This is a genomic window from Vibrio sp. 10N.286.48.B8 (assembly GCF_003050085.1).
Lineage (GTDB): Bacteria > Pseudomonadota > Gammaproteobacteria > Enterobacterales > Vibrionaceae > Vibrio > Vibrio crassostreae.
In genome coordinates this window covers 1-2453 of the sequence record NZ_PIGD01000050.1, presented here as the reverse complement: position 1 = coordinate 2453, position 2453 = coordinate 1, and the positions used below count along the sequence as shown (strand labels likewise).

The window sequence follows — 2453 nt, the reverse complement described above, 5'->3', positions numbered from 1 at the left end:
TTACGCATCTTCCACAGTTGTTTCTCGGCTTAGCGTTTAGTTGGGCGATACCAATGGCTTGGGCGGCACAAACCAATGAACTGCCAAGCATTGTGTGGTTTATATTCGTGATTAACGCGTTGTGGACGATTGCTTACGACACGCAATATGCGATGGTTGATCGAGATGACGACCTGAAGATTGGTATTAAATCGACGGCGATTTTATTTGGTCGCTTCGATAAACTGATTGTTGGCTCTTTGCAACTCGTCACCCTAGCGATGCTGATTGCGTTAGGCATGCATTACCAACTAGGTGATACCTTCTATTGGGCATTGTTGGTAGCGGGAAGCTTGTTTGTGTATCAACAACACCTGATGCGCCACCGTGATCGAGACCTTTGTTTCCAAGCATTTCTCAACAATAATTATGTTGGAATGGCAGTGACTGTAGGCTTATTCATTACCTTCTGGTAAGCATCAGCTTTTCGAGTTAACGAACGCTAAAGAAAAAGGCACCCAGTGGGTAATGCCAGTCAGTTAAGCTGACTGGCATTTTTTCTATTTGTCGCATATTTCTTGGGTTTCAGTTTCACCCAGCGAAGATAACTTCTATTTCGCTGGTGCGATAGTCAGAGAATGCACTATCGATTAGCTGATGACTTGTAAGCTCCATCAAACAAACCATACGAACCTTAGGGTAAATATTCTCAGATGATTGATTGCGCTGCGCTTTAAACTCTTGATGATTTTCGGGTGTATCTGTCGTTCTCCAAACGACACCATCGACGGATAGAAGGTTTAGCCCACACCAAGTTTCGAAGTTAGACGATTGATAGCTATGCACTGCCATCTTCTTAAAGACTTGCTTTACACCTTCTTCGCCTAATCTCTGTCTCGCTTGAACAACAGCACTTGGTGCAACAAAGCGTTGTTTGTCTGGCAGGACAATATCGAGTTGGTTAGCAATATCCCAAACAGATTGTTGACGAAAGAGACTCATTCCAACAACAGACCAAAGTACTGCTTCTAAAGGTAACCGCCTTCTTCTAACGGTTGCTACGCCAGCTTGCTCAAAGCCTTGTTGGATAAGCTCTGGACTAAGGATGTCAGAGTATTTATCAAAGTGGTGGAAGGTATTACATGACCGAAAAGTATTGGCAAGTTGGCTTTCTAAAGACATAAAAAAATCCGATATTAGTTTCCTAATATCGGATTTTGAAGCCTTTTGAGGATCGGTCAAATGATCTCACAAATTTCTTAACTGATCGGCATTACACCCAGTGGGTGCCTTTTTTGATCGTGTTTCACTTTGCTATGAAAGCGACGCCAAACGGATTGTTACTCTGCTTGGTGGATACTCTCTTGAATCGTCAAACGTACTTCTGGGTAAAGCATTGAGTAGAGAAGCTTAGCGAATCCGATATTAGTTTCCTAATATCGGATTTTGAAGCCTTTTGAGGATCGGTCAAATGATCTCACAAATTTCTTAACTGATCGGCATTACCCTAGAGCGCTCTTTTTTGATCTGCTGATTTACTTATCTATCTATTTATCTATTTATTGGCGGTTCGTTTACCCAACCAGTAACCGATACCTAACGGAGCAAAGAACACCACTAAGATAAACAGGATGAAGTAGATAATCACACCTTTTATTAACTCCATCAGTTTAATCCGATATTAGTTTCCTAATATCGGATTTTGAAGCCTTTTGAGGATCGGTCAAATGATCTCACAAATTTCTTAACTGATCGGCATTACTCAAGTGGAGTGCTCTTAATTAAGTTTGAGAATTATACTGCTGCTTCTTTTGATACTGTCGCTGTAACGTCAGCGTCGTATTGTTCAGTATCCAGTGAACCATTCTTCTTAATCCGATATTAGTTTCCTAATATCGGATTTTGAAGCCTTTTGAGGATCGGTCAAATGATCTCACAAATTTCTTAACTGATCGGCATTACGCACGAGGCGGTCTTTATAAAAGATAGCGTAAGGACTCTGTAACTACAGAACCTAATTACAGAACCATGGCTGCAATCCAACCGAATACGATCAGTGGGATGTTGTAGTGCAAGAACGTCGGTACTACGGTTTCCCATACGTGCTCATGTTGACCATCAGCATTTAGACCAGACGTTGGACCTAATGTTGAGTCAGAAGCCGGAGAACCTGCATCACCAAGTGCTGCTGCTGTACCTACTAGAGCGATCGTTGCCATTGGTGAGAAACCAAATGCTGCTGCTAGTGGAACGTAGATAGTTGCAAGGATTGGAATCGTAGAGAACGAAGAACCAATGCCCATTGTTACCAGTAGACCAACCACTAGCATAAGTAGCGCTGCTAGTGGTTTATTGTCACCGATGCTAGTTGAAAGAGCTTCAACCAGAGATTCAACGCCACCCGTTTGCTTCATAACTGCCGCGAAACCTGCCGCTGCAATCATGATGAAACCGATCATTGCCATCATATGAAC

At 42.5% G+C, this 2453-nt stretch carries 3 protein-coding genes; 1 reads left to right on the top strand and 2 read right to left on the bottom strand.

The genetic code is table 11. The features are described from left to right. A partial coding sequence (locus CWO08_RS23695; RefSeq protein WP_181360064.1) for a 4-hydroxybenzoate octaprenyltransferase occupies positions 1 to 455 on the top strand: 455 nt, incomplete at its 5' end. Positions 456 to 570: 115 nt separating this feature from the next. On the opposite strand, the gene CWO08_RS23690 is transcribed toward CWO08_RS23695, so the two are convergent. Continuing rightward, a complete protein-coding gene (locus tag CWO08_RS23690) occupies positions 571 to 1161 on the bottom strand; it encodes a transposase domain-containing protein (RefSeq protein ID WP_258185435.1) in 591 nt (196 codons plus the stop codon). An 836-nt stretch (positions 1162 to 1997) separates the two neighbouring features. Then, positions 1998 to 2453: Na+/H+ antiporter NhaC family protein (locus CWO08_RS23685; protein ID WP_146161788.1), on the bottom strand; the 456-nt coding region annotated here is incomplete at its 5' end.

Excerpts from the sequence above, each read along its gene's own strand:
- CWO08_RS23690 (WP_258185435.1), bottom strand. The coding sequence starts at position 1,161 with ATGTCTTTAGAAAGCCAACTTGCCAATACTTTTCGGTCATGTAATACC.